Raw genomic sequence first — 644 nt, forward strand, 5'->3', positions numbered from 1 at the left:
ATTATAAATAAATTATTTTAAAATGAAATAGTTTATTTTTCTTATTTATTTTTTATTCTTCTTTTAAAATTTCCTTTACCTTTGAGTTATTATACATACTATTAGGAACTTTATTAACTAGTTTTTTTAATGTCAATTTAGAATTTTTTAAATCACCTTTATTATAATACATCATACCTAAATTATAATATGATTCATCAAAATAGGCATCTTCTTCTGAGTAATTTTCTACATACATTTTATAATATTCTTCAGCAGTACTATAGTCTTTTAATTTTTCACTAAGAGTAGCTACTTGATAAGTTGCTTCTGATGTATTCCCTTTATTTCCACCAGTATCTACTACCTTTTTATATAACTGTATAGAAGACTTTGTTTTCTTTTCCTTCTTTAAATTATTCGCTTTAGACATCAATTCATCTTCTGTAAATAAATCAGTATTTTTATCATTTTCATTATCTACAGTATTTTTTTCAGAGTTTATATCTTCTTTATCATCACTTCTATCATTATTATTTGAATTAGAAGTCTTTTCCTTATTTTCTTTATCATTTAAGCTAGAATTTAGTTTTTCTTCATTTTTAACACTAGTATTTTCAGACATCTGCTTTTTTAAATTATTCATCTTATAAGAACTATATATA

1 protein-coding gene is annotated in these 644 nt (G+C 21.7%); it reads right to left on the reverse strand.

The window, feature by feature from the left end; all coding sequences use genetic code 11:
* Positions 1 to 52 precede the first annotated feature (52 nt).
* Positions 53 to 644 (reverse strand): tetratricopeptide repeat protein (locus KGF52_RS21050; protein ID WP_227841528.1); only part of this gene is annotated, 592 nt, incomplete at its 5' end.

It is taken from the genome of Clostridioides sp. ZZV15-6597 (assembly GCF_020657815.1).
Classification (GTDB): Bacteria; Bacillota; Clostridia; order Peptostreptococcales; family Peptostreptococcaceae; genus Clostridioides.